Source organism: Rubrobacter calidifluminis (assembly GCF_028617075.1).
In the GTDB taxonomy this organism is placed as follows: Bacteria; Actinomycetota; Rubrobacteria; order Rubrobacterales; family Rubrobacteraceae; genus Rubrobacter_E; species Rubrobacter_E calidifluminis.
Map to the genome: position 1 here is coordinate 29,465 of NZ_JAQKGV010000011.1, position 20,014 is coordinate 49,478.

The following is a 20,014-nucleotide window of genomic DNA, read 5'->3' on the forward strand; positions in this document are numbered from 1 at the left end:
AGGGAAAAGAGGATAGCTAAACAAGACGCTGCCGCCCGCATACCGGGTTCCCCCTTTGTCTCTCTTCTCTTCGGGGAGTGTATCCTACTGCCCGCTTCCCTGCTGGCGTGCCCTTTTCGCCTCCCTCTCGGCGCGCTCCTCTTCGGCGCGGCGCTTGGCCGCCTCAGCCACCCTTAGCGAGAGCAGCCACTCGTAGGGCTGCTCCCGGAGGCCGCCGGAGGAGGGGAGCTTCTTACCGAAGAGCTCCCACTCTTCTGTGGCGCGCAGAGTCCTCTCGAGCTTCTCCCAGAAGGAGCCGGTGGGCTGTATGCGCTCTATTAGCTCGGCGCGCTCCTGTTCTAGGGCGAGCTCTTTGAACTTGCGGCTGCTCGGGCTCTCGCCTACCTTGCGGGCGTACTTATGGCTGAGGTAGATGTATCCGTAGACGAAACCGAGCCTTCTATCCCCCCGCTCCCGGGGGATGAAGTAGGATTTCGCCTCTCCTCGGGGAGCTCTTCGGTCTCCTCGGGGGCATAACGCCCGAAGATTTGATCGAAGGGCTCGGTGAAGCAGAGCCAGTCGTTCTTCTTTACGACCTCCTCGACGAGCTTATCCAGGAGGCTCCTGTGGGGATTTCTCTCCCGGAGGTTCGGGATGACTACCTCTTCCTCGCCGTCTTTGTTGTGGTGCACGAGGGGACGGTTCTTGCCGTCTACGACGAGGGACTTTACGCCCTGGCGTATGACGACGAGCTTGGCGGTGCCCACAGGACCGCGGCTCCCGGGCATGCCCCCGGCTCCGATTACGTTCTCGAGGTCGAGCTCGACGGTCTGGGGGAGCTCCGAGATGGCAGCCCGGATGTCGTGGCCCGCGAACTCGAAGTGCACGGTGTAGTCCACTATCCTCCTTTACCTTTAGCTGCCTACCGGGATGATGAACTGGGTGTAGCGGCCGTCCGGGTCAACTATCGACATGTCTATGCCGGTGTCCGTGAACTGTGAGGCCGAGAGGGGCCCTGGGACGGCCTCGAGGGCGAACTCGGGCTCAAAGGGGGCGTCGCCGCCTCCTGAGTGCCTGAAGACCCACGCGAGGTCGTCGGTGAGCTGGCAGTGGAAGGCTATCGTGCGCACGATGGAGTCAACGTCGGTGAAAGTGCCGGCCTTGGAGAAGCCGTCCCAGCCGAGCATTATCTGTTTTGGCACGTCCGCCTTGAAGTTGTAGACGTCGTAGGCTGGATACGCCGGAGGACCTGTCACGGCGGCGACGCTGGTCTTCACGAACGGGGAGAGCGCCATGACGAGATCTATGTCGGCATAGAGGGCCTGCATGGCGATGGCCACGGTGGCCTCACCGGTGGGCATGCGTCCTACCACGCCCTGCCTGTCTCCCTGGATGGTGTCCTGGGGGTTCTGCGGCGTGGGGCTGATGCCGCCCACTGTGTCGCGGATGGGTTTCCACGGGGAGGGCCACGTCTCGAGGCCGTAAGGCGTGGTTATGGGGGGCACGGGAGAGCCCACCGGCGCGTAGAAGATATACGGGCGGAAGACCGCGAGGTTCGACCCCGCGGGCACTACGTTGGTTGCCACGTCACTCCTTTCCTTGGTTGCGAGAGGGGCCCCAAGGACGCTCTGGGACCCCTTGGTTTTCTAGCTTGCCGTCTGGGTCTTCACGAGCAGCTGCTTACCCGTAGGGTCCTGGGCATTCTTCAGCTCCTCGTACTCTGATGCGGAGACGACCTCGCCTCCCTCGTAGAACTTGCCCGCCACGTAGACACGCTCGGGCTTCACACGGAAGGCGGGGTTTATCTGCACCACCACCTGCTCTTCTTTTGCTGCCTGCTCCTTGGCCATAGTGCACCTCCTTTCTTTTTCTTCAAAAGACGACCACGACCTCGAGGCGGTGCTCCCAGAGGATGGAGCCTGAGGCTGCGTCTATCCTGCTCGATCCCATCTCGTCCACATCCCCCATGCTCTCCGAGCTTATGTAGAGCTCGTGCACCTGCCCTCCGAAGTTGTTTGTGGCGTATAGCGCCTCCCTGAAGAGAGAGGCGACGTGCCTGGTTACTCTTTTGGCCGTCTTGCGGCCGTTTTGGTCGGAGGGGGTTTTCAGCGAGGGGTAGAGTATGGAGACGTCTATTGTGACCTGGCCCGGGTTTGTGGTGCGGTCCGAGAGCCGCGGCTCGCGGTTTGCGTCGCGCTGCTGGACGCAGATGACCGGGAACTCCCCGCCGTAGGAGACGACCTGGTAGTCGAACGCCTTGCGGATGGGGGCGGGATCCTCTCCTGCGGGGAGGAGGTTAGCGAGCGTAGACTCGATGTAGTCGAGCGCCTCCTCGTAAGAGTAGTCCAGCGCGAGGCTCAAGAGCGCAAGACCTCCTCAACCGAGCTCGCGTAGGCGGACTCTATGGCGCGTTCGGAAGAGTAGCCCGCGCGCTGGAGCCAGCGGTAGGCCCTCGTGCCGGGATGGCGGACGACTTTGGCGAAGACGGTCTTGCCGTCCACCTCAAACCGCAGCGCCTTCTTGGGAGGACGGGGCCGTATGGTGTGTGGCCTTGAGCCGTACTCCAGGATGGCCGCCACCTTATCTTCACTGAAGACTACCCCCCTCGCGCCGTCTGGCGTAAGGAGAACCTCCCTCTTTATGGTCGAGGCGGTCTTCCCTGTGCGGCGACCTATCGTCTCGTGCGCAGTCCGGTCCAGGACGCGGAGCCCCCGGGCGGTACCTTCTCGCATAGCCTGTGTGAGCCGGGGCGAGAGGGACTCTATGCGCTCTGCGCACTCTTTGTAGTTGTGCTCTACGCGTATCTCGAGCACTACCACGGTCCTGACTCGAAGGTTATCAGCGGGGAGTCCTGAGGCTCTTCGCCTGAGGAGCGCTCCCTCTGCTCCTCATAGAGCGCGAGGAGCTCCTTGGCCTGGTTGCGAAGAGAGGAGGCCACAGGCACTTCCGAATATCCCTCCCGGACGTAAAGGAGCTCGAGGGCGTCTGCGGCAGCACCCCTTGTCACGGCCTGCTCGGCGAGGGGGCTATCGGGAGAGGTCGTATCTCCCGCGAAGAGCGTGCGCGCCTTCCAGTCGGAGATGAGGCCCTCTATCTCCGAATCGGAGAGCCCGGGCGCTCCATCCGGGAGCCGTGCTCTTATGTCTCCTGCGGTGGGGTATGCCATCAGGACGTGTTCCTTGCGAGCCTCTTTCTCGCCGCCCTCTTGGCCTGGGCCTTCTTGCGCCTCTTCGGGTCGAGCTCGGGGTAGCGGCTGTAGACGGCCTTTTTTACAGCCGCCTGCTCGGCCGGCGTGCCATGCTGGGCTACCCTCGCGAGAGCGTTTCTGGCGTGTGCCTTGTCGTGAATGGGGTAGCGTTTCTCCTTGGGGAAGACAAACGCCGAAGGGGGGAGCTTCTTGCGCTGCCTGTAGGAGAGGGTGGCCATCTCTAGAGCGCCTCCCTGAGCTTCTTCAAGGAGGCCTTGCCGATACCCTCTACCGCGAGGAGCTCCTCATCGGAGGCCTTGCGTATGATCTCTATGGCGTCCTTGAGCGAGGGACGCCTGGTCTTCTTCTCGAGCTCCTCGAGCGCCAAGAGGAACCTGACCTCGGGGTCTTTGACCGCGGTCTGCTCCTCAACCCCGAAACGCTCGGTGAGGGCCTTTAGGGCGAGGGCGCGGCGCCGGGCGAGTATGTCCGGCCTCATGTTTTTGGATCACCTCCTGCGGGAGAGGGGACATGTATCCCCTCTCCCCGTACACGGTTACTCTAGACTGCGAGCGGGGCCTGGTATTCCGCCGGGGTGGTGTAGTTTGCGGCGCCGACCTGGAAGGCCACGGCCCCTACGCGGTTTCTCACGCCAAAACCGCAGTAGCGGATCATGCGCGTCTCAAAGACGTTGCCGTCAGGCGAGTGGTTCTCGGTGAAAAATCCCTGCAGGCTCGCCACCGGGTACTGTCTGCGGCCGAGGAACGGCACGCCCTCTACGGTGGCTATCATATATCCGTCGGGCAACTCTCCCCAGGAAATTATGTGAGCCCTGCCCGGCGCCATGACATACCCGAGGTAGACATCGCCGAACCCCACATCCGGGGCGTTTGCGACCTCGGAGTAGATAGAGCCGAGCGAGACGTCGGAGTCGCGCGGCGGGATGAACCCCGTGAGCGAGGCTATCTGCGAGGCGAGGTTGTCCGCCACGTAGACGATGAGCCTCTTGCCCTGGTTAGAGGGGTGCTCCATGAGGTTCTCCCAGATGGCGCCAAACGGGTTTGCCGCATCGGAGATGTCGTCGCTCTGGGCCATGTAGTGGCTGTGGTTCGTGAGAACCCGGCCGCCGCGGCCTACGTAGACCGAGCTATCCCCGTTAGCGAGCGGCATGACCGTGAGGTTGCCCATGCCGCGGATGCCGATCTGCTCCAAGGTCTGGTCGAACCAGTTGTAGGGGCTGCTCGTGAGGATGGCGGCGAGTATGTGGCGCTTTAGCCAGTCGCGGTCGCGGTTCTGGGCGTCCACGGTCCTCTGGTTGGCCTCCGCGACGGTCATCATCGCCCGCGAGAGCCGGTTGGTTCCAAAGGCCGTTCCAGCGCCCTGTATCGGGTAGGCCACGTCGTAGCCGCGCCGTCCCTGGACGGGGAGGGGGTTGCCGAACTCATCGAGCGGCTGCAGTGTGCCGCCGACCGGCTCGAGGTAGTGCTCCTTCGCAACCGTTACGTCGGTGGCGAAGGTGGAGAGCATACCGTCGACAACGCGGGAGTACTCGCGCGTGGACTCCTCTATAGCGGTCGAGACCAAGGCGTAGCCGTTCGGGACCTCAGCGACGCGCTGGGAGAAGAGGTCCTGGAGGTCTACGAAGCCGTAAGCTATATCCGCCATGGCCTACACCTCCACCCTAAGGAGCTTACGCGAGGGGATCTCGCCGTTTGAGGCGGTCACGCGGCCGATCTCGGTCCCGGTGGCGTCATCTAGCGTGCCGTCGGGGGAGGCGTAGACCGCAGCCCCGAAGGCGAGCGCGGAGAGTGCGTCTCCGAGGTCGACTATCCCCTCCCGGATGACGTCGAGGGAGGCTCCGGCCTGCTTCGCCGAGGTTACAGCTATCCCCTCGATGTTCGTGCCGGAGGAGGTAGCGCGTCCTCTAGAGTCGAGCGCCACCACCCTCCCTGCGTCTATGGCCGCCGCGGCGGGGAAGCTCCTCGCTCCCCCGGCCGAGTCGCAGCGCACGAGCGCCACGTCGGCGGCGTTTACCTGCAGTGTTGCCATGCATTCTCCTTTCTTAAAAACGTAAGTTCGCGAGGTTTGACCTCTTGAGCTTCTCCTCGTGCGAGAGCTTCGAGGAGCCCGAGCCCTGCGGGGCTGGGGGGATGCCGCGCCGCTCCTCCTTGGAGGTAAACCACTCGGGTACCTCCTCCTTGAGGCTCTTTACGGCCTGCTCTATGCCGGAGACCTCCTCGTTTTCGTCTACTTCGAGGGAGGAGAGGTCGGCGTGGCGTATGGCGTGCTTTACGCGGTCGGGCCTTACGCCTTCGGCAAGAAGTGCCTGCTGGAGAGCCTGGCTCTTCAGCGCCCGCTCGTAGCGTGAGGAGAGGTCGGTAAGACGTCCGGTGAGCTCGGTATGCTTCTCGGAGAGCTCGTTGTAGCGGCTCTCCCACCGCTCCACCTCGTCCTTTACCTCCTCCTCGGCCTCGCGGTAGGCGGTGAGTATCTCGTCGAGCTCGTCCTCGCTCTCAACGCCGCGATTCTCGAGGAAAGACTTACGCAAGGATTCCTCCTGGCGGGCAAGACGGTCCTTTATGAGCTGCTCGACGAAAGATTTGGGGAGGTACTCCTCCTTATGCGCGCCACTCTTCTCGCCTGTTTCCGCCGGCGGCTGCGTGTTCTGGGCGCCTTCATGCTCATGCATACCTGCCTGCTCGGTCATAGCCATCTTCTCCTGACTCTCTTTCGTTTCCGGTTTTTGCCGTCGTGGTGGACGTGTGGGGTGTTGTCGAAGGTGGGATCAGGTTGCGTTATCTGCCTTTGCCGCTGCCCGCTGGGCTTCCCAGCGGGCTATCGCCGCCTGGCAGCGGGCGCGGGTTGCGGCGCTCACGTTGCCCTTGCCCTCGGCCCAGTTGCGTACGATGCCAACGGCCATCGCCACCGCCCTGGAGACCGAGCGGGTACCTCCGCGGTTCCAGTAAAGCGCCCGCGCCACACACTCTATTTCAGCCGGGAGATGCCGCCCGGTCTTCGTCACCCAGTTGCCACCCCCGGTGTGCGGCAGCGGCGGGTGTTTGCAGCCCCCGTGCGGGTCGGGGAGGGCCATTACGGCCGGGTCTGCCAAGGACCACCTCCTTTCTCTAGCGGAGCTCTGGCGCTCCGGGGATGGGCGGGCCCCAGTAGCAGGTGCAGTTCGGCAGCTCGCCGGGGAGTGCACCGGTGAGCTGCGGCACACCCCTTCTGGTGTCGAAGTTGTGGCCGTCTGCCGCCAGGTGGTTGGGACGCGGCTCTTTGGGATGGCCGTGGTGCCAGCTGAGGATGGGACCGTGCAGCGCCACCATGCTCTCTGTCGCCTTCGCGGAGTGCATCCTCAGCTTCTGGGCCTTCTGGTGGAGCGCGAAGTAGAGCTTCTCGCGCTCGAGGGCCTTCTCGGGGTCTTTGGCTCGGCTGAGCCGTCTTGCGGCGTTCATGGCGTAGTAGGCGCGAAAGAGCGCCTCAGGACGGCTGCCTTTAGCGGTGCTCTTCGGCCCGGAGAGCGAGATGGCAGAGGCGGCCGCTGCCACGGCTGCGGCCTTCTCGGGGCTCTCTCTCACCAGCACGGCGAGCCCGAAGAGCGGCATGGCGGAGAGTATCGCCGCGGCTACTGCCGAAAGTGAGCCTGATGCAATAGCCGCCGCTACTGCCGCTGCGGCTGCTGCCTCCTGCTCCTTCTCGGGAGTGCTACGCTGAGCCTGGGCCTGCTGCTGTTGTTCCATTTAGTCCCTGGAGTATCTGCTGGGCTCTCTGGAACGCCTCCTGTGGCACCTCGGGGCTCTGCTGGGATACGCCGGGTGCCTCGGGAACTTGCGGCTCTGGCACGGTTATGGTGTGCTCGAGGTCGCCGTTTTCGTAGGTGCCTATCCCCGAAAAACCCTCGAGCCCGTAGATAGAGCCGATAGTGAGCGCCATCTCATCGGCCCTCTCGAGCGCGGCGAGGAGGTTAGAGCGGGCCTCCCGCATGCGGTCCACTGCGCCGGCTATGACGGTCTGCAGCGCAACGCCGGAGGTGGAGAAGACGGTGGAGGAGGCGGTTGCGACCATCTGGCCGAGTTTGTAGTAGATGAGCTCGGGCATCTCCTGCGCGAGCTCGTCCAGCTGCGCGGAGAGTATCGCAAGGCCGGATGAGTAGTCTATCTGCGGTGCGAGGTCAACAGGCTCGGCGTTCGAGGGAAGAAGTATGTAGCGCTCTCCCCCGAGCTCTATCTCGTCGGGACGTCTGCGAGCGTCGGCGACATATCCCGAGGAGCCGTAGGCGTCTACCGCGGCGTTGCGGCTCGCCCTATCGAACGTGGGAGGCGGCAGCGGAGCCCCGGAGGGGTCGGTGCCGACACTCCTCAGGCCCCGATGTGCGCGGTCGTAGCGGAAGAGGAGCTCGTGCAGACGCGTTGCCATGCGGTTCGCCTCGTCTATCTGCTCCAGGTAGGGTGCGAAGACGCCTATCCCACGGTCATCTCCGGCGTCGCGGAACTTGGCGTGGACAAACGGTATGAAGTCGAACCCCGAGACGCCTTCCTCATCCCCTTCGGCGAGGACCATGCCCCCCGACGGGTCCGGCAGCTGGGAGATGGGAGTTCTGGCCGAGCCGTCGTGCTCGTAGTAGAGGAAGTGGCCGTCGGAGCCGCCTTCTCCTTTCTGCCAGAGCTCGGTGTGGCAGTATCTCTCGTAGGTGCCGTCGTCCTTGCGCCGCTCGGAGGGGATATCCAGCCTGAGGAAGGTGAAGTATCCCCTGTCGTCCTTGGTGAAGTCGGTCAGGTACTCGGGCTTTACCGGCTGGATGACCACCTGCTCTCGGAAGTCCGGCTTGTAGACCTTTAGGATGAGGTCGCCGTAGAGCGGGAGCCAGCGGGCCATGAGCCTTCCGCGCTCGTCGAGGTTCGAGAACCGCCACACCTTGCGTATGGCCTGCTCTACGGCGGCGCTCTTCGCCTGGATGCGCGCCTCCTCTGGAGAACCTGAACCCCACAGGAGTGAGGCGTGAAACTCCACGGCGCGCTCGGCGGGGTTCCTTAAGCTCTTTATCGCCGAGTAGCGTCTTCCTCCCTGCTCGCGGATGGCGTACGCGAGGTTCTCGTAGAGGTCTGTCTGGCGGTAGTAGAAGGCGAGCCGCTGGTAGTGGGAGGTGTCCCTCGGACCGTAGCCGGAGGAGGGGAGCCCCGGAGGCTCGGCGGCGGGGAAGGTGCGAGCGCGTCCCATTAGCGCCGCTCCCGCATCCCGGAGTCTATCCAGAAAAGACACACTAAGCCGCCCCCGCGAACCTGGCGCCTTCGGCGAGGAAGTGCCTCAGGTACAAGATACCCATGACGATCGTGTCGGTGAGGTCATCGTGCTCTACGTTCGGGAAGGCGAAGAGCTCCTCCTCGAGCTCGTTGAGGTACGGCGCTGCGGCGTTCGGCTGGGGGAGAAGGACCATGCCGCGCCTGGCCCACACGCTCGCCTCTCTGGCACGCTCGGTCTTCTTCCCCTTCGGACGAAAGGGTTTGAGGTAAGGTGCGATGAGGCGGCTTGAGTCGGCGAGCGTCTGCAGCGCCGAGGTGCCGGCTCCGGTATCCTCGACTACCACGGCGCGGAGCTTGCCGTCACGAGCGTAGCGCTCGGCGAGCTCCTCCATGCGCCAGGTGAGCTCGGGGAAGGGGAGCTTCTCGCGCAGACACTCGCAGAGCTTGATGCGGTAGTCCTGGGAGAGGTGGAAGACGCTTGCCGCCGAGTAGTCGTTCTCCTCTCCCTCCTTGTATGCCGTATCCCAGAAGATGTAGTGCCCGACGGCGCTGTTTCTGTGGCGCATATCGGATGCGTCGTAGCGTTCGGCGAACCACTCGCGCTTGAATATCGCCTCGCCCTCGTCCTTGACCCAAAGGCCCTCCAAAAGTTGCTGGCGGGTGATGTCGTCGAGGTTCTCTAAGGTCTTTTTGTACTGCTCGCGGTCAAGGTAGGGGTTGTCGTCAAGCCGGGCCGGGATGAAGGCCCTCTCCTTTGTGGGGCTCTTGACGAAGCGGCGGAACACCCAGTCGTGGCCTATGCCGCCGGGGTTCGAGGCGCACCGGACGCGCAGGGGCACGGAGGTGCCCTCGAGCCTCCTCAAGCGGGAAAGGAGGTAGAGGTACTGGTTCTCCGGTATCTGCGTGAGCTCGTCCACGAAGAGCCCCTGTATCTCCATGCCCTGGTAGCGGAAGTGGTCGCGCGCCGAGTCAAGGTAACCGAACGAGAGCGTCGCTCCCGAGGGGAAAGTCCAGCGCTTTTTCACGTCGTTCCAGACCGCGTCCGTAGGCCCGAGCCACTCGTGGGAGCGGTCCATGATCGCTCCCGGCAGAGCTAGGTCGGTGTAGGTCTTGCGGACTATGAGAGCCGAGTAGCCGGGCACGTTCGCGAACATCAGCGCCGCCATCAAGAGCCCGGAGGTCTTCCCCGGCCCGGCCGCGCCCCCGAAGAGGACCTCGCGCTCGGTGCGAAGCAAAAACCGAAGCTGTTTCTCGGTTGGCCTCTGGGGGATATAGGGGCTATTGAGTATCAGCTTCGCCGTCGCCCTCTCGTAGGGCGTCCAGCGCCTCGAAGTACTCTTCGAGGTCTTTTTCGGCGGCCTCTCTGTGCGTGTAGTCGCCACGCTCGGTAGCTTCTCCGTCTTCGAGCCTTCTCTTGTCCACCGCTATGCCCAACGCCGTCATCCACGCCTGCAGCTTGTGGGCGCTATCGACCGTGGGGAGTATCTCCCTGGCCTTCTGGAAACCTTCGTTTAAGAGCTCAAGGCGCTCGGCCTTCGCAAAGTCCAACCTCGCCGCCTCAGCTTTTTTGATCGCCGTTACGTCACTGGAAATCCCGGCAGCACGTGCGATCCGGCTTACGGTCTGCTTGCTGCGGCCAACTTCGCGCGCGGTCTTCCCCTGGCTCAGACCGCTCTTAAGGAGGCTTATTATCCTTTGGCGCTCTTCTTCGGTTACTTTTCTGAAGTTACCCAAATCTTCGTTATGCCTAAGAAGAGGAGGGACGGCGGCAGAGCCTTACGACTTTTCGCACGAGAGGGAAAGGGAGGGGAGCCCCGCCGCCGTCCGGATGTCTTTAGAGGTGCGCCCGCCCATATTTCTCCCCCGGGCGCACCCTATCCAGTATGCCATATAGGCTAGCATGCTCGTGCAAAACGTGCAAGAAGAGTTTTTTAGCTCGCGTCTTCTTTGGCCCAGGCGACGGCCCGCCAGACCTGCCAGTAGCTTACGCCACGCTCTTCTGATACGGCGCGGTAGGCTTCTCTCTCTGCCATACCGGAGAGGACCTTCTCGAGCCACGCCTCGGAGAGCGCGCGGTAGGCGTCTTCTTTTCTCCAGGTCCTCTTTCGCATGGCGTATGCGTGCATGCTGGGAAAACTCTCGTCTTTTCGGGGGATGCGGACGTGTATGCGGCGCTCGGGACCATACCCTGCGGCTATCTGGTGTGCGACTAGCAGGCAGAGCTTATCCAGTGCTGCCTTTTTGCGGGGGTCCTCTTCTATGGCCTTAACACCGGTAGGCTCGCGCAGGCAGTCGAAGAGGATGTCGCGAAAAGGTATGCCGCCGTAGGAGATGCCGGAGTGCATGAGCTCCTCAAGTAGCGGGGAGAGGATACGCGAGGCGTCGCGACCCTCTTCGTCTGAGAGGAAGGCGAGAAGGCGCGCGGAGACGGGAGGCCTCGAGGAGCCGCGCTCTTTGCGGGAGAGTGGTTTTTCTTCTCCCCGGCGACCTGGCTCTGCGAGAAGTGGCCAGATATCCAGGTAGCGCCTTGTGGCGCGGGCGTTGTGCTCTATGGTCTTCCTTCTCTCCCCCAAGTGTCCTCCCCTCTCTGGCCTTCAGCCCTTCCGCAGCCTGCCTTCGCGCTCCGGCCTCTCCCCTGCGGCAATGGCCGTTATCTCCGGCTCGTGGCGCGGCCACATGAGGTAGGTCTCCACGCCGGCCTCACGGAGCGCCTCGAGCCACGCGAGCTGGTTGGCGGTAGGACGGTTCCTGCCGACCTTGAGCTCCATGGCTACGAGCCTCTCTCCCTTCACGCACACCAGATCGGGAAAGCCGGCGTCAGAGCGCTTCGAGAACCAGGTGTGGTATGTGAGCCAGCCTGCGGCGCGGAATATGCCTTTCACGCGCGTGGTGAACTCTTTCTCGGAGATAGAGAAGTCGAGCTCGCGCAGGTACTCTTCGCGGGTGAGGTTCTGGCTCATATTAATGCCTTGCGCTGCCGCGGAGATACCGGCTCCAGAAGGCTCTCGGGGAAGAACGTAGGCTCAAAGAGCGAGGGCGCCTCGAGCCTTTCCCTCTCCCAAAGCAAGTCATCGTAGGTATCGTTCTCTTGCAAAAACCTCCCTACAGAAATACCCTCCCGAAACGCAGCCTCGAATACCCGCGCCTCGACATCCCCTACGTCGAAAAGAAGACGCAGGAGGTTCGCTTCGGCCTCGGAAAGCACGAACCATTCGCGGCGTTTGGTAACTCGGCGATGAGCCAGGAGGGTATGTAGCGTTGCCTCTACTCCCGGCGGATCGAAACAGGTAATCCAACCGATTAGCCGCCAATCGAAGCCCTCCTGGAACTCCTCCCTGATCGACAGAAGACGCTTTTCCGGGTGCTGAAGCGTCCAGCCTACCTTATGCCAGCCGGTGTTGGCGCATTCGAGCAGGTAGACGTATCCGTACTCGTGCCTGGCCCGATCCCGATACCCCTCATAAGAAAACGCCCGAGCCACTACTCCTCCCCCGTCATCTCCTTGATTTTCGCCGCAAGCTCGTTGAAGGTCACAGCGCGGCCACAAGACTCCCAGGCCGGATCGTCGCCGTTACGCACGAGGCGAACCACGACCACCGCCCGCTCGAAAGTGTCGAGGCCGGTCTGCTTCCAGAGCTCCCCATAGACCTTCGCCCCTTCCGAATACCCGGAAGAATCCGGGTCGGGCAGCTTCACGTAGCCCTGCTCATAAAGCTCCGGGCCGCCTTCGCGGACATGTCCTTCCTGGTTGACCCACCAGCTCACCGCCCACTCCTCCCCTCCAGCGCCCCGGTGACGTCTGAGAGCATCATGCAAAAGTTCGCGACGTCCGCGCACTCCTCCCGCACGGCATCGGGGTCCGGCTCTCCTTCTTTCGCGTACATGGCCTCCTCCAGCTCCTGGACCTCCTCACAGAGCCGCGCGAACAGCCACAAGGGGCTCTCTCCCTTCCAGCCGCCTTTATGCGCGTTCGCATCCAGCTTGCGGGCCATCGCGGCGGCAAACGCCGAGAGCTCTTCTCTTCCGCGCCGCCCTACTCGAGGTTCTAAGAGAGTCTGTTTTGGGAGGAGGTCGTAGACCTCCGCATCTAGAGCCCGCGCGATTTTTATCAACGTCGCAGAGTTCGGACTCCGCTTACCTGCTTCGATTCGGCTGATTGCCGAGACAGATATGTCTGCTGCCGCGGCGAGCTTTGTTTGACTAAAGCCCTTCGCCTCCCGGCGGCGGCGTATTTCGCGTCCTAGCTTACTCATTCTGCCTCCTCGTACACGAGCCCTTCCATCTCTCCTCTTAATCGCACACCGATGAAATGTGTGTAAGCCGGTGGGATTGCCTGCGAGAGCTCCTCGCGTGTCATCCACGGTATCTGCATCACCTCCCGCCAGCAGCCAACCCCGTGGTAAACGTGCCCGCCGTGACCGAAGACGCTGACGACCGGTCCGCTATGGTCGCATGGAGGCACCAGCAGCAACCGTGGCGTGTCGAACTCAAACAACCGGTGGCGCACCAGCCGTCCGTGCCTGCAGCGAAGCCCAAAGTGCGAACCGCAAAGGACCAAATCAGGCCGCATGGGCGCGCCGGGGACATTCTCGATAACCCACGGCCTGCCTGTCTCAAGCAGAAGCTCGCGGGTTGGGCTCAGGAGGTCCGGATGCCGGGATCCGTGAATATGGCGCGCAGGGGTGAACGCCTGGCAGGGCGGCGAGGCGTGGATGAAGTCGTACTCGTGGCCGTGCTCGTGCACGTATTCGAGAGCGTCCGCCATGATGAATTCCTCGCCCACGTAGCGCGGTTGCGGACGGATATCCACACCGGTCATGCGGAAGCCCGCAAGCTGGTAGCCGCGGGTAGCACCGCCTGCACCCGAAAACAAGTCCAACCCCCGCAGTTGGCGGCTCATCTCGCCGCCTTTCTTACTGCGTGATGTCTGTACCCTCGATTCGGCCGGTAAGCGTTAGTTCGTAGTGATGATTGGCGCAGAGGATACGAAACTGATCCCTGTGCCTGCTTACGTAGGCGTAATGGCGCGGATGCCGATAGCGGAACTCCCTGGTCGTGGGAATGAAATCGACGTGGAGCCAGTTGGGATTTCGAACGCCGCACACTGTGCAAGCACCGCCGAGCAACTCGATGATTCGTAGTCGCTCCGAGCGATGCTTCTCTGTCCAGACGCCCGGATTCCTGGCTTTGCGCGCCTGGTTGTATTTCCTCATGGCCTCGGGATTTTCCGTCTGCCAGCCCTTGATGCTCTTGGCATTGTGGCGTTTGGCGCATTGCTTCGAACAATGCTGCCGATTTGCATCTGCTCTGGTGCGAACCTCGAATACGGCTCCACACTCCCGGCAGGCCCGTTTCTTGGGCCAACCTCGAGCATGCCGTTGAGCACAGAGCGGCGAGCAGAATTTCTTCGTACGCCGCTGCGCTTCGACCTCTACGCCGCAATATGCACAGCGTATTAGCACTGCTAGATTTTACCACAATGGCGCCGCAGAAGAGGTCCAAGCCCCGCGGAGAGTCAGCCATCCCGCCCCCTCTCCTCCTCGTACACGAGTCCTTCCTTTCTCTCGGATTCTGCGAACGACACCGGCCACCTCCTGAGCGACACCTTCATGGCCGGATTGGCGCGGCGGAAGTCCCGGAGGCGTCTTTTCGCCTCGAGCTCGGAGTTACAGGCGAATATCTGCTCGCAGTGGAGGTTCTGGTTCCGGCGGCCGGAGGTCCTTACTATGCACCAGGAGCGCCGCACTAGAAGAGCCTCCCCTCTAGCGCCTCAGCCGCAGCCGGGTTCAGCCAGAGGACCTCGGTGCGCCTTCTGCCCTTCTCGGCGAGGGCCTCGCGGCTGGTGCTGTGCCAGTGCGAGAGCCGCTCTTCGTAGAGCGGGTGCGGGTAGCCTGAGAGGAGGACGGGCCCGGGGTGGGCGTCGAGGAGGCCGAGCAACCTTGCGTGGTCGGCTGCTGTCATCTCGTGGCGGTAGTAGCCGGGCCGGGAGTCGAGTAGGTACGGGGGGTCGATGAAAAAGAGCGTCCTCTCGGCCGCCTCGCTCCTCGAGTAGGCGGCGATGACCTCTTCGGCCGGACGGCACTCGATGTAGACGCCAGAGAGACGCTCTGCGGCAGCCTGGATTCTCTGTGGCACCGTAAGCCAATCACCGCATGCCGGACGGCCTCTCACGTCGGATATTTCGTAGCGCCAGCCGCTTCTCCCCCCGACCTTCAGAGCGTGAGCCTGCCACGAGCGCACTAAAAACCGGCGCGCGTCCTCGAGGGGGTCTTCGGAGCGCTCGTAGCTGGCGAGGTACTCGGTGCGGGAGTAGGGCGTGAGCCTCACCGCCCGCTCGAGCTCGTCCGGGCGCTCCCGAAGGACGCGGAAGAGGTTCACCACGCGGTCGTCGAGGTCGTTTACGAGCTCTACGCGGGAGCGGGGCTTCCGGAAGAGGACTGCTCCCGAGCCGAAGAACGGCTCCACATACACCGTGTGGGGAGGCATATGGGAGACTATCCAGGAGGCGAGGGTCCATTTCGCGCCTGGGTACTTGAGCACCGGCGCCGGGCGGGAGGTGGGGGCTCTCATGCCTCTCTCTCCTGCTGCGCCGTCCAGGCCAGCATCGCCGCGGCCACCGAGAGGATGGCGGCCTGGCGTATCGGGGGTGGCATCTCGGAGAATCGGAAAGGCGAGCCGTACTCCTCGACTCGGATATCTCCCTGGAGTTGTCTCTCCCTTGCTGCCATGAGAGCCGCCCAGCTCTCCAGGCCTTCGATATCCTCCGCCGCCTCCCTTATCGCTCTCTCGGCCTCCTCCGGCGAGTGGTATGAGCGTCTTAGCTCCAGGCGGATATGGCGGCCGGCCTGGGCGAGCATCCTGCCTCCTTCCGCCCGCTCCATCAGGCCACCTTCTCCCTCACCGCCCGGCGTGCCACCGAGCGCAATCGTTCGAGGTTGCGCCAGCGCTCCTCTTCGTCCCCGCCGATACGAGCCAGGATTTTGAACGGCGGCTCCTCGGCGGACGTGAAGTCCCACCTCTCGGCCACCGGAGCGTAGCGGCAGAGGTATGCGTGGTTGCGGATAGCCTCGATAGCCTCAGGCGGCGAGGGAGGAAACTCCGGTGACGGAGCAGCCCTTTCCGCGGCAGCCGGAGTTCTCTTTTCCCGGCGTGCTATCTCGAGTGCGTCCACGAACGGTATCCAGCGTTTCTTGCCTTCGTAGTAGCCTTCTCCCTCCCCACAGGCGTGGCGTACCTGGACGCGTAGAGCCTCGTCCAGCTCCTTAGCCTCGTATCCTTCGGCGAAGTGAGCTGCGTAGATATCTCCGTTTCGCCGCTTGAATGGCTCGTCTGGCACCGCTGGTTTTTTGCCCTTCTCCCTGGCCTCGTTGTAGAAGTCCATGAGGCGCCCTATGGCGTACTGTTTTGGACTCATGACCTTCTTTTCCGGCGCAGGCGGCGGTGAAATCGCCGCCTCGCCGGACTGTAAGTCCGAATCTCTGTTGTTAGTCTCTGGTAGTCTCTGGTAACGCTCCCAACTTTTGTCCGGTCCCAGATCCGTACTTTTTTCCGGTCGCTCAGTACTTTTTTCCGGTGGGTCTAGGGTCTGCGTACTTTTTTCCGGTGGGTCTTCCGAGCCGCCAACGAGCTCCTCCAGTGCCTCGTAGTTGATCGTGTACCAGAGCGTCTTGTCCGAGCGATGCTGGTTGTAGCTGCTCGTGGTCTCTATCAGGCCAGCCTTGCGCAGCTGGGCGACTATCTTGCGAATGGCCTCAGGCGACCAGAAGGGGAACTGCTCGTGCCACTCCTGTGCGGTGTTGTATATCCAGCGGCGGCCGTCGCGCTCGTGGGCGCCGGGCCTCTTAAGCCAGTAGTGAAGCTGCTGCAGAAACACGGCGCGGTTAAGTCCTATCTTCGCCGCCAGAGAAGGCAAAACCTGAAGCGGGACCTCGTCTATGAGGAGCTGGCTTGTTTTCTTAGGCGTGCTCATGAGAAGTCCTCCTCCTCGAATCTCCTTTCCCAGTAGCCCAGGTAGAGCTCTTCGTCTGGGATCTCGCCACAAGGGGACTCTTTATGGTCCGCAGTAGCAGACCAGCGGACCGCCATTGCGTCCGATATCGCCTCGAGCACAACCTCTATCGGGACTGCTACGCTTACGGTGACGTATCCACGGTTTAAGGCTTCGACCTTGCGGTAGGTGCCAACCCACCGTCTGTGGTGCTCCCTCCAGGCGCGCCGGAGCAATTGGAAGGGCAACAGGTAGCATGTCCTGCTTGGGACGAACGCGTATGCTATGTAGTCGCAGGTGAGGTCTTTGGCTACCCAACCCGGTATCTGTCTTTTGCGGTCGCTCCAGTACTCGAGGCAAAAATCCGGATAGTCGCGCTCCCTGACCTTTTCGTCTACCGAGAGCACCGTCCCGTCTGCCAGGATTAGCCTGCGGTCTATTCCCGCGCGCTGTGCCCAGCCGTCTTGCCTGACACTCACCATCTCCTGGAGGTTGTGAAACGCTCTCTCGTAAACCTCGCGCCACCACGGTGCATCCTCGTATGCATGCGACCTCTTCAGACTCTCCTCGAAGTCATGGACCATCAGGCCGCACTCCCGTCTTCTATCTCGTTGCCCCACGCGTCCCAGCCCTCCCGCGGGCGGCGGCAGAAGAGCTCTACCTTCGTCGCGTGCGGATACATGCGCTCCAGAAGCTCGTAAACTACCTCTGGCTTGGCGGAGTGTTCGAGCCGTGGGGACTCTATGACCGAGTCTGGCCTGTTGTGCGGCTCCGGCACGGGCGGATTGCCCCGCTTGCCGACGAGCAGCAGCTCGTGCCGCTGGCGTGCGTAGTAGCCCATGCCGATCTTATCTTTGACCCAGACAAGCGAGGTCCGGTACTCGAAGCCCCAGGCACGCATGACTTCTAAAGACTGGTCGAGCTTAGGGCTAGTGGCCCAAAGAAAGAGCGTAGCGTCCTCTGCGGCGGGGACCTTAAGATCCTTTATCTCCTGTAGGCTCATGGTCGGGTAATGGTTCTCTATTCGCCGAGAGTCCGTACGAGCATGCTCGTAGCGCCATGGGGGGTCCGCATAGATCAGCTCGTAGCGTCTCGCGGGCAGAGGCATATCCCGCAAGGCACGCCGCTTCTCTTCACGCTCGGCTTCGCGCCTCCGTGCCGCTGTCTCGCGCTTCATGCGCTCGTACGCGTCGAATGTGGTCTTCTCCTCGCCAGAGAGCACACGCTCTGCGACTTCCGCGGCCACCTCGTCGCCGCGCTTATTTGAGATATCGGCGAGGTGGTTTAGCTGGGTGGTGCTGTTTAGAAACTGCCGGTGCTTCTCGTCGGTGGGGTCTGCCATGTCGAGTACGGAGCGCGTCTTCTCCCCGAGGGAGCGGCCTATCTTCACCCGCCCCTGCCACGTCCTCTCCGACATGCCGGCTTCTTTTGCTATGTCTGCGGTGGTAGGAAACGAACCCGCAACGGTTGCGGGTTCGTTTTTCGACGCGTTCTTGTTGCCTGCCTGTGCCCCGCGCTTAGCCCTCTGCCCCAGGGCCGCCAAGACCCGCTCGCGCTCTTCGGCGTGCTTTGCCTGCTCGTAGGTGGTGAGATCGAGCCGCTTGAGGTTCTCGTCTATCTCAAGCAGACGGTTCTTTAGCTCGTCGTCCTCCACGACGAAAGCGGGTATGGTCTTCCAACCGAGCGACTTTGCGGCCTCGAGCCTGTGCCTGCCGCTGACCAAAACACCTGACTCGGTAACCGTGATCGGGTGCAAAAGTCCGATCTTGGCCATGCTCTCTGCGAGCGGGGTAAAGTCGCGCTCTGCCCGCAGCCTATCTTGGGGGACGGTTATCTTGGCTACCGGGGCTTGCACCACCTCACCCACGAGAGACCTCGTACTTCCTCGCGAATGCGTCGAGCATCCTCATTTGCTCCTCCTTCTCCAGGTCCCGAACTGCGTAGTAGAAGGCGGCGACACGCGCCACGGGCCTACCCACCAGCTTCTCGAAGTTCTCCGCCGACTCCTCTTCCGAGAACCTGAGACGCCGCAGGAGGACGTGGGAGGCGAGCGCGGCCGAGGCCGGGACCATGAAGTCCTCCGAAGGGTTGCGCAAGAGGTCCTGCCGGAGCGCTGGGTCGAGCTTCGTGATATGCACCCAGGCCGTCCACGCCCTCCTGTGCTTTTCGGTGAGCGGGAGCCCGGTTCTCATGAAGCCCTCCGGTACGCCTTTTTGGCGAGGCAGTAGCCGCAGCGGCGTGCCCACTTCGGCATGACCCTCCTCTCGCCGCACACCGGGCACAGCCTGAGCGTCCACGTCCCGCTCTTCTTTGGTCCCCACACGGGCTCTCTACGCCTCGGCATGCAAAGACACCTCCTCGAGCTCGCGGAGGGCGCTATCGAGCCTCTCTCGCGTCTCTTTGGTCGGGGCGTGCGCCGCGTCCTCCCTCTCTGCGTTTGCCACGGTCGAGAGCGTGAGGCCTGCACGCGCGGCGAGCTCCCGGCGCGTGAGAGAGAGCGCACGCCTTCTCTCCCTTAAGGCCCGCCCCTGGGTGCGAGAGAGAAAGTCGAGCTCGGCAAGGAGCCTTCTCTCCTCTTCCTCCCGCTGGTGGACCGAGCAGAAAGGCTCGGGGTTATAGGCGGAGAGCTTTGTGTCGCAGCCTTCCTTCTTGCAGACCCTCGGCCCGTTTTTCTTCTTCTCCTCGTAGAGCCTTCTGAACTTCCGGCCCCTCCTCGAGTCGTCGTCGGAGTTCCGCACCCGCTCGCGGTAGAGCCGGTTCGTACACTCGCGGCAGCGGCTCTTCAGGTAGAGCCCTTCGCCTGTCCTCTCGAACGAAGAGAGCGCGAGCCACAGCCCGCAAGAGGTACACCTCTGCTGTACCACCTCCCCAGCCGGCGTCCGGATGGTGCGCCTCTCTTGGCTCTCCCCGGCACTCATGAGCGCCTCCAGAGCTCTTCCAGAGAGAGGTACTCTTCCTCCTTCTGTCGCTCGAGCTCGCTCGCGCGGCCTGAGGCCTCCAGGCAGCCGAGCACGAGTAGTGTTGCCGGCACGCAGAAGAGCGCGATGAGTGTAATGAGGGGGAAGATCAACTCTTCTCCTCCTTTCGGGACTTTTCGTAGTGCTCCCAGGCGAGAGCCTCGACCTTCTCCGGTGCGGCCCCATGACGGCTCCAGGTAAAGACCACGTCTCCCCACGGCGCTAGAAGCTGGATCACCTCAGGGTCTGCGAGCAAAATGCGGTATCCGGGTGGGAGGTGGGGATCTTTCCTGAAGCTCACCTCTCCCCCCTCCCGAAGACCCCGGCCACGAGCTCCGTGCTCACCGCCTTTCACCTTCAGGAACACAGAGGACGCGTACCCTGCCGGTGCCGCCGCACGCCGGGCACACGGGAAACCGGGCCAATATGACCCCAGAACCACGACAGCCGAAACACTTCATCCCCCTACCGGCAGCCACCATACGCCGCCTTCTCATAATTCCTCCCTCAGCTCCTCGACCTCCGCCTTGAACATCCGCTCCGTAGCCGCGAGCTCCTCGAGCATGCTCATCCCCCACCTTCTGCGATCTCGGCGAGCCTGACTCTCCCCCAGTCCGTGAGCGAAAGCCTGGCGACGCTCTCCCACCACAACCGTGCAATCCGC

At 62.8% G+C, this 20,014-nt stretch carries 34 protein-coding genes and 1 pseudogene; all 35 read right to left on the bottom strand.

Going from position 1 to position 20,014, the window contains the following annotated elements; translation table 11 throughout:
• Positions 1 to 380 precede the first annotated feature (380 nt).
• Complete coding sequence (locus tag PJB24_RS10050; RefSeq protein ID WP_273845393.1) at positions 381 to 878, bottom strand: hypothetical protein; 498 nt, start codon at positions 876 to 878, stop codon at positions 381 to 383.
• Between the two features lie 15 nt (positions 879 to 893).
• Complete coding sequence (locus tag PJB24_RS10055; protein WP_273845394.1) at positions 894 to 1,565, bottom strand: hypothetical protein; 672 nt, start codon at positions 1,563 to 1,565, stop codon at positions 894 to 896.
• Between the two features lie 60 nt (positions 1,566 to 1,625).
• A complete protein-coding gene (locus PJB24_RS10060; protein WP_273845397.1) occupies positions 1,626 to 1,829 on the bottom strand; it encodes a hypothetical protein in 204 nt (67 codons plus the stop codon).
• Positions 1,830 to 1,851: 22 nt separating this feature from the next.
• The gene (locus tag PJB24_RS10065; RefSeq protein WP_273845399.1) at positions 1,852 to 2,340 is read right to left on the bottom strand and encodes a hypothetical protein; all 489 of its coding nucleotides are present in this window, start codon (positions 2,338 to 2,340) and stop codon (positions 1,852 to 1,854) included.
• On the bottom strand, positions 2,337 to 2,792 hold the full coding sequence (locus PJB24_RS10070; protein WP_273845401.1) for a hypothetical protein: 456 nt from the start codon (positions 2,790 to 2,792) through the stop codon (positions 2,337 to 2,339). The genes PJB24_RS10065 and PJB24_RS10070 overlap by 4 nt, the downstream gene beginning before the upstream one ends.
• On the bottom strand, positions 2,792 to 3,145 hold the full coding sequence (locus tag PJB24_RS10075; protein WP_273845403.1) for a hypothetical protein: 354 nt from the start codon (positions 3,143 to 3,145) through the stop codon (positions 2,792 to 2,794). The genes PJB24_RS10070 and PJB24_RS10075 overlap by 1 nt, the downstream gene beginning before the upstream one ends.
• Positions 3,145 to 3,405 (bottom strand): hypothetical protein, encoded by a 261-nt coding sequence (locus tag PJB24_RS10080; protein ID WP_273845405.1) that lies wholly within the window; start codon positions 3,403 to 3,405, stop codon positions 3,145 to 3,147. Before PJB24_RS10080 ends, PJB24_RS10075 begins: the two co-directional genes overlap by 1 nt.
• 2 nt (positions 3,406 to 3,407) lie before the next feature.
• Positions 3,408 to 3,665, bottom strand: a complete 258-nt coding sequence (locus PJB24_RS10085) for a hypothetical protein (protein ID WP_273845406.1) — start codon at positions 3,663 to 3,665, stop codon at positions 3,408 to 3,410.
• Between the two features lie 62 nt (positions 3,666 to 3,727).
• On the bottom strand, positions 3,728 to 4,831 hold the full coding sequence (locus PJB24_RS10090; protein ID WP_273845408.1) for a hypothetical protein: 1,104 nt from the start codon (positions 4,829 to 4,831) through the stop codon (positions 3,728 to 3,730).
• A 3-nt stretch (positions 4,832 to 4,834) separates the two neighbouring features.
• Positions 4,835 to 5,215, bottom strand: a complete 381-nt coding sequence (locus PJB24_RS10095) for a capsid cement protein (protein ID WP_273845411.1) — start codon at positions 5,213 to 5,215, stop codon at positions 4,835 to 4,837.
• A 13-nt stretch (positions 5,216 to 5,228) separates the two neighbouring features.
• Positions 5,229 to 5,714, bottom strand: coding sequence for a phage scaffolding protein (locus PJB24_RS10100; protein ID WP_273845414.1), 486 nt, complete (start codon positions 5,712 to 5,714; stop codon positions 5,229 to 5,231).
• Between the two features lie 237 nt (positions 5,715 to 5,951).
• Complete coding sequence (locus PJB24_RS10105) at positions 5,952 to 6,275, bottom strand: hypothetical protein (RefSeq protein WP_273845415.1); 324 nt, start codon at positions 6,273 to 6,275, stop codon at positions 5,952 to 5,954.
• 16 nt (positions 6,276 to 6,291) lie between these two features.
• Positions 6,292 to 6,771, bottom strand: coding sequence for a hypothetical protein (locus PJB24_RS10110; protein ID WP_273845417.1), 480 nt, complete (start codon positions 6,769 to 6,771; stop codon positions 6,292 to 6,294).
• A gap of 100 nt (positions 6,772 to 6,871) precedes the next feature.
• Positions 6,872 to 8,383, bottom strand: coding sequence for a phage portal protein (locus PJB24_RS10115; protein WP_273845418.1), 1,512 nt, complete (start codon positions 8,381 to 8,383; stop codon positions 6,872 to 6,874).
• Positions 8,384 to 8,426: 43 nt separating this feature from the next.
• A complete protein-coding gene (gene terL, locus PJB24_RS10120; RefSeq protein ID WP_273845419.1) occupies positions 8,427 to 9,641 on the bottom strand; it encodes a phage terminase large subunit in 1,215 nt (404 codons plus the stop codon).
• 43 nt (positions 9,642 to 9,684) lie between these two features.
• Positions 9,685 to 10,140, bottom strand: a complete 456-nt coding sequence (locus tag PJB24_RS10125; RefSeq protein WP_273845420.1) for a helix-turn-helix domain-containing protein — start codon at positions 10,138 to 10,140, stop codon at positions 9,685 to 9,687.
• 197 nt (positions 10,141 to 10,337) lie between these two features.
• A complete protein-coding gene (locus tag PJB24_RS10130; protein ID WP_273845423.1) occupies positions 10,338 to 10,979 on the bottom strand; it encodes a hypothetical protein in 642 nt (213 codons plus the stop codon).
• Positions 10,980 to 11,000: 21 nt separating this feature from the next.
• Positions 11,001 to 11,366 (bottom strand): VRR-NUC domain-containing protein, encoded by a 366-nt coding sequence (locus PJB24_RS10135; RefSeq protein ID WP_273845426.1) that lies wholly within the window; start codon positions 11,364 to 11,366, stop codon positions 11,001 to 11,003.
• A complete protein-coding gene (locus PJB24_RS10140) occupies positions 11,363 to 11,887 on the bottom strand; it encodes a GIY-YIG nuclease family protein (RefSeq protein WP_273845427.1) in 525 nt (174 codons plus the stop codon). Before PJB24_RS10140 ends, PJB24_RS10135 begins: the two co-directional genes overlap by 4 nt.
• Entirely contained in the window at positions 11,887 to 12,171 is a 285-nt protein-coding gene (locus PJB24_RS10145) for a hypothetical protein (RefSeq protein ID WP_273845429.1), read from the bottom strand. Before PJB24_RS10145 ends, PJB24_RS10140 begins: the two co-directional genes overlap by 1 nt.
• Entirely contained in the window at positions 12,168 to 12,341 is a 174-nt protein-coding gene (locus PJB24_RS10150) for a hypothetical protein (protein WP_273845430.1), read from the bottom strand. Before PJB24_RS10150 ends, PJB24_RS10145 begins: the two co-directional genes overlap by 4 nt.
• A 141-nt stretch (positions 12,342 to 12,482) precedes the next feature.
• Positions 12,483 to 12,659 (bottom strand): annotated as a pseudogene (locus PJB24_RS15925) (helix-turn-helix domain-containing protein); the annotation flags it as partial.
• Positions 12,656 to 13,306: a DNA cytosine methyltransferase gene (locus tag PJB24_RS10155; protein ID WP_273845431.1), complete on the bottom strand. Its 651-nt coding sequence runs from the start codon at positions 13,304 to 13,306 to the stop codon at positions 12,656 to 12,658. The pseudogene PJB24_RS15925 and the gene PJB24_RS10155, both read right to left, overlap by 4 nt.
• 615 nt (positions 13,307 to 13,921) lie before the next feature.
• On the bottom strand, positions 13,922 to 14,152 hold the full coding sequence (locus PJB24_RS10160) for a hypothetical protein (protein WP_273845433.1): 231 nt from the start codon (positions 14,150 to 14,152) through the stop codon (positions 13,922 to 13,924).
• A complete protein-coding gene (locus PJB24_RS10165) occupies positions 14,152 to 14,976 on the bottom strand; it encodes a DNA adenine methylase (RefSeq protein WP_273845435.1) in 825 nt (274 codons plus the stop codon). The genes PJB24_RS10160 and PJB24_RS10165 overlap by 1 nt, the downstream gene beginning before the upstream one ends.
• Positions 14,973 to 15,287 (bottom strand): hypothetical protein, encoded by a 315-nt coding sequence (locus PJB24_RS10170; RefSeq protein ID WP_273845437.1) that lies wholly within the window; start codon positions 15,285 to 15,287, stop codon positions 14,973 to 14,975. Before PJB24_RS10170 ends, PJB24_RS10165 begins: the two co-directional genes overlap by 4 nt.
• On the bottom strand, positions 15,287 to 16,375 hold the full coding sequence (locus PJB24_RS10175; RefSeq protein WP_273845439.1) for a hypothetical protein: 1,089 nt from the start codon (positions 16,373 to 16,375) through the stop codon (positions 15,287 to 15,289). Before PJB24_RS10175 ends, PJB24_RS10170 begins: the two co-directional genes overlap by 1 nt.
• Positions 16,372 to 16,977 carry a hypothetical protein gene (locus tag PJB24_RS10180; protein ID WP_273845440.1) on the bottom strand — a complete coding sequence of 202 codons (606 nt, stop codon included), beginning with the start codon at positions 16,975 to 16,977 and terminating at the stop codon, positions 16,372 to 16,374. The genes PJB24_RS10175 and PJB24_RS10180 overlap by 4 nt, the downstream gene beginning before the upstream one ends.
• Positions 16,977 to 18,260, bottom strand: a complete 1,284-nt coding sequence (locus PJB24_RS10185; RefSeq protein WP_273845442.1) for an MT-A70 family methyltransferase — start codon at positions 18,258 to 18,260, stop codon at positions 16,977 to 16,979. The genes PJB24_RS10180 and PJB24_RS10185 overlap by 1 nt, the downstream gene beginning before the upstream one ends.
• Positions 18,253 to 18,585 carry a hypothetical protein gene (locus tag PJB24_RS10190; RefSeq protein WP_273845443.1) on the bottom strand — a complete coding sequence of 111 codons (333 nt, stop codon included), beginning with the start codon at positions 18,583 to 18,585 and terminating at the stop codon, positions 18,253 to 18,255. The genes PJB24_RS10185 and PJB24_RS10190 overlap by 8 nt, the downstream gene beginning before the upstream one ends.
• Positions 18,582 to 18,737 carry a hypothetical protein gene (locus PJB24_RS10195; RefSeq protein ID WP_273845445.1) on the bottom strand — a complete coding sequence of 52 codons (156 nt, stop codon included), beginning with the start codon at positions 18,735 to 18,737 and terminating at the stop codon, positions 18,582 to 18,584. The genes PJB24_RS10190 and PJB24_RS10195 overlap by 4 nt, the downstream gene beginning before the upstream one ends.
• Positions 18,724 to 19,311, bottom strand: coding sequence for a helix-turn-helix domain-containing protein (locus PJB24_RS10200; RefSeq protein ID WP_273845447.1), 588 nt, complete (start codon positions 19,309 to 19,311; stop codon positions 18,724 to 18,726). Before PJB24_RS10200 ends, PJB24_RS10195 begins: the two co-directional genes overlap by 14 nt.
• Entirely contained in the window at positions 19,308 to 19,463 is a 156-nt protein-coding gene (locus PJB24_RS10205; RefSeq protein WP_273845448.1) for a hypothetical protein, read from the bottom strand. Before PJB24_RS10205 ends, PJB24_RS10200 begins: the two co-directional genes overlap by 4 nt.
• Positions 19,460 to 19,651 (bottom strand): hypothetical protein, encoded by a 192-nt coding sequence (locus PJB24_RS10210; protein WP_273845450.1) that lies wholly within the window; start codon positions 19,649 to 19,651, stop codon positions 19,460 to 19,462. Before PJB24_RS10210 ends, PJB24_RS10205 begins: the two co-directional genes overlap by 4 nt.
• A 192-nt stretch (positions 19,652 to 19,843) precedes the next feature.
• Entirely contained in the window at positions 19,844 to 19,996 is a 153-nt protein-coding gene (locus PJB24_RS10215; protein ID WP_273845451.1) for a hypothetical protein, read from the bottom strand.
• Positions 19,997 to 20,014: the final 18 nt, after the last annotated feature.

Coding starts and splice junctions, on each gene's coding strand:
- PJB24_RS10060 (WP_273845397.1), bottom strand. CDS start 1,829: ATGGCCAAGGAGCAGGCAGCAAAAGAAGAGCAGGTGGTGGTGCAGATA.
- PJB24_RS10075 (WP_273845403.1), bottom strand. CDS start 3,145: ATGGCATACCCCACCGCAGGAGACATAAGAGCACGGCTCCCGGATGGA.
- PJB24_RS10080 (WP_273845405.1), bottom strand. CDS start 3,405: ATGGCCACCCTCTCCTACAGGCAGCGCAAGAAGCTCCCCCCTTCGGCG.
- PJB24_RS10085 (WP_273845406.1), bottom strand. CDS start 3,665: ATGAGGCCGGACATACTCGCCCGGCGCCGCGCCCTCGCCCTAAAGGCC.
- PJB24_RS10090 (WP_273845408.1), bottom strand. CDS start 4,831: ATGGCGGATATAGCTTACGGCTTCGTAGACCTCCAGGACCTCTTCTCC.
- PJB24_RS10095 (WP_273845411.1), bottom strand. CDS start 5,215: ATGGCAACACTGCAGGTAAACGCCGCCGACGTGGCGCTCGTGCGCTGC.
- PJB24_RS10110 (WP_273845417.1), bottom strand. CDS start 6,771: ATGCCGCTCTTCGGGCTCGCCGTGCTGGTGAGAGAGAGCCCCGAGAAG.
- PJB24_RS10115 (WP_273845418.1), bottom strand. CDS start 8,383: ATGGGACGCGCTCGCACCTTCCCCGCCGCCGAGCCTCCGGGGCTCCCC.
- PJB24_RS10135 (WP_273845426.1), bottom strand. CDS start 11,366: ATGAGCCAGAACCTCACCCGCGAAGAGTACCTGCGCGAGCTCGACTTC.
- PJB24_RS10155 (WP_273845431.1), bottom strand. CDS start 13,306: ATGAGCCGCCAACTGCGGGGGTTGGACTTGTTTTCGGGTGCAGGCGGT.
- PJB24_RS10165 (WP_273845435.1), bottom strand. CDS start 14,976: ATGAGAGCCCCCACCTCCCGCCCGGCGCCGGTGCTCAAGTACCCAGGC.
- PJB24_RS10170 (WP_273845437.1), bottom strand. CDS start 15,287: ATGGAGCGGGCGGAAGGAGGCAGGATGCTCGCCCAGGCCGGCCGCCAT.
- PJB24_RS10175 (WP_273845439.1), bottom strand. CDS start 16,375: ATGAGCACGCCTAAGAAAACAAGCCAGCTCCTCATAGACGAGGTCCCG.
- PJB24_RS10180 (WP_273845440.1), bottom strand. CDS start 16,977: ATGGTCCATGACTTCGAGGAGAGTCTGAAGAGGTCGCATGCATACGAG.
- PJB24_RS10190 (WP_273845443.1), bottom strand. CDS start 18,585: ATGAGAACCGGGCTCCCGCTCACCGAAAAGCACAGGAGGGCGTGGACG.
- PJB24_RS10195 (WP_273845445.1), bottom strand. CDS start 18,737: ATGCCGAGGCGTAGAGAGCCCGTGTGGGGACCAAAGAAGAGCGGGACG.
- PJB24_RS10200 (WP_273845447.1), bottom strand. CDS start 19,311: ATGAGTGCCGGGGAGAGCCAAGAGAGGCGCACCATCCGGACGCCGGCT.